This is a genomic window from Candidatus Aeolococcus gillhamiae, assembly GCF_016464765.1.
Taxonomy (GTDB): domain Bacteria; phylum Chloroflexota; class Dormibacteria; order Aeolococcales; family Aeolococcaceae; genus Aeolococcus; species Aeolococcus gillhamiae.
In genome coordinates this window covers 1-2,443 of the sequence record NZ_JAEKNS010000023.1, presented here as the reverse complement: position 1 = coordinate 2,443, position 2,443 = coordinate 1, and the positions used below count along the sequence as shown (strand labels likewise).

Here is a 2,443-nt window from a genome sequence, read left to right as displayed (position 1 = left end):
GCACGGTTTACCAGACCGCCCCTCCCAACCGCCGCAAGCCTAAATGCACTCGCTGCGCTCGGGCTTGCAGCTGGAGGAGCGGCCCGGTCGCACCGGGGCATCGATCAACCACTGTGAGATGGTTAGGAGGCCTCCCGACGGTCGGCCTGACCGAGATCAACCACACCGACCAACGGTGTCCTCTTTGTGGAATTGTCGGCTGGCCGGAGGGGGGTCCATACCGGGACCACGCTTGGAGCCACGTGACCGAATAGGAGCTTGCTGCCCTCTCCGGCGCCCATCACAGTGCTGTCCAGGCTCCGAGCGATGGCCCTGACGCGTTCGTGTGGGGGTGAAGGTGTCGATGCAAGGGCCGAAGACCGATATCACGATTGGGGTGGATGCCCACCTCGACACACACGTCGCCGTCGCCCTTGATAGCGAAGGGCGCCTCCTCTCGACGACCAGCATTCCTACGACGGGTGATGGCTATAGCCAGTTCGTCTCCTGGGCAGCTCAGCTCGGTGACATCACCCAGGTAGGAATCGAGGGGACGGCCACGTTTGGCGCCGGCCTCGCTCGGCACCTCGCCGGACTCGGTGTCCATGTTATCGACGTGGATCAGCCGGACCGTCGGCTGCGTCGCACGAGGGGGAAGACGGACGCCATCGATGCCGAGATCGCAGCTCGGGCGGTCCTTAATGGATCCCAGCGCACGATTGCCAAGTCGGCCAACGGTGACGTGGAAAGCCTCCGCACTCTCCGCATTGCCCGGCGTAGCGCCTTGAAGGCCCGGACCCAGGCGGCCAATCAGATCCGATCGCTGCTCGTCACCGCGCCAGAGGAGCTCCGGTCCGGTCTCCGCTCGCTTTCCTTGGATCGTCTGATTACGAGTGCCTCGGCTTGGCGTCATGTCGCTCCGCAGACGACGACCGCCGCCACCAAGCTGGCCCTCCGGGCGCTCGCTCGCCGATACCAGGCCCTAACCGCCGAGATCACAGATCTCGATCGAGACATCCGCGTTCTTACCGCCCGTGTCGCCCCAGAACTCCTTGCACTCCGCGGCGTCGGCCCCGATACCGCTGCCGCACTGCTCATCGCAGCCGGTGACAACCCTGAACGTCTCCGGTCAGAGTCCTCGTTCGCCCACCTCTGTGGCGTAGCACCGCTCCCTGTTAGCTCCGGTAAGAAGCGTCGGCACCGTCTGAACCGCGGTGGCAACCGAGACGCCAACCGCGCCTTGTACACGATTGTGCTCGGGCGCATGCGACTGGACGAACGGACACGTGCCTACGTTGCTCGACGCACGGCTGAGGGTCTCTCCAAGCGCGACATCATGCGCTGCCTCAAGCGCTACGTCGTCCGAGACGTTTTCCGTGTACTGCGCGGCGCCTCTTCCCCTCTCGCCTAACTCCTCAGAGCCCCTCGCCGACGCCTAGCGATCACGCACATCAGTCAAGCAGAAGCCAGCCCCAATCACGCGCAAGGCTCAGGCCGGGCTCGCTAACGCTCGGCCTGGCGCGCGGTGCCGGCCTCTGCTCTCTCCCTCGGCGTTGATCGCCCAAGGCTCCGGCGGACGACTTGACCTCATAGGAGCTTCCACACGGAGGGAAATCAGATGCCTCGCAACAAGCCCGGATTGAAGGTCGTCGACAACGGCAACGAAGAGAGCGGTCGCCAGTCCCGCGGCGCGGCAGTCAACCGGGTCACCCTGGTCGGCCGGCTGACCAGCGATCCCGAGCTTCACTACACCCCGAGCGGTACCGCAGTCACCCAGCTGCGCCTCGCCACCAACGAAGGCGAGGAACCCCAGTTCCACAACTTGAGTGCCTGGAGCAAGGTTGCCGAGTTCGCCGGCAAATACCTGAGGAAGGGCCGCCTGCTCTACGTCGAGGGCCGGCTGCACTGGTCGACCTGGCAGGCCGCGGACGGCAGCAGCCGGCGCAGCTGCGAGGTCAGGGTCAGCAATCTCCAGGCCCTGGACCAGCGGCCGGAACAAGGCGAGCAGTCGGAAGCGGAGGGCCAGTGATGGCCCCCTTCTTCCCTCTCGGCCAAGTAGTCGCGACGCCGGGCGCGATCGCCGTCATGGAGGCCGCCCGGATTGACCCGGCCGAGCTGCTCGAGCGCCACCAGTCCGCTGACTGGGGCGACCTCGAGGAGGAAGACCGGCGAGAAAACGCCTTCGCCGTGAGCCGCCGGCTGCGGATCTTCTCCGCCAATGGGAAGCCGCCCGACCGCCTCTGGGTGATCACCGATGCCGATCGATCGGTAACCACGATCCCGCGTCCCTATGAGTATTGATGCGTTCGGAGAGGTCCTTCCGGGCCTTTCGTTCGCCTCGGCCACGTGTTCTTTTCTTCTTTCCTAACCGTCGGGCTGTGGTCAGGCACGAGCGAAGCTCGAAGGGGTGTGGGCGGCTTGTCCGTCCATCGCCCCTGGTGGCTGTCCACAGCCTTCGGCGATC

At 65.5% G+C, this 2,443-nt stretch carries 3 protein-coding genes; all 3 read left to right on the top strand.

The annotated features are described in order from the left end of the window. Nucleotides 1–343 precede the first annotated feature (343 nt). Complete coding sequence (locus JF886_RS01510; protein WP_502711379.1) at nucleotides 344–1,390, top strand: IS110 family RNA-guided transposase; 1,047 nt, start codon at nucleotides 344–346, stop codon at nucleotides 1,388–1,390. A gap of 228 nt (nucleotides 1,391–1,618) precedes the next feature. Beyond that, entirely contained in the window at nucleotides 1,619–2,008 is a 390-nt protein-coding gene (locus tag JF886_RS01505; protein WP_337308900.1) for a single-stranded DNA-binding protein, read from the top strand. Further along, nucleotides 2,008–2,280 (top strand): hypothetical protein, encoded by a 273-nt coding sequence (locus tag JF886_RS01500; RefSeq protein WP_337308898.1) that lies wholly within the window; start codon nucleotides 2,008–2,010, stop codon nucleotides 2,278–2,280. The genes JF886_RS01505 and JF886_RS01500 overlap by 1 nt, the downstream gene beginning before the upstream one ends. The last annotated feature ends 163 nt before the right edge of the window (nucleotides 2,281–2,443 follow it).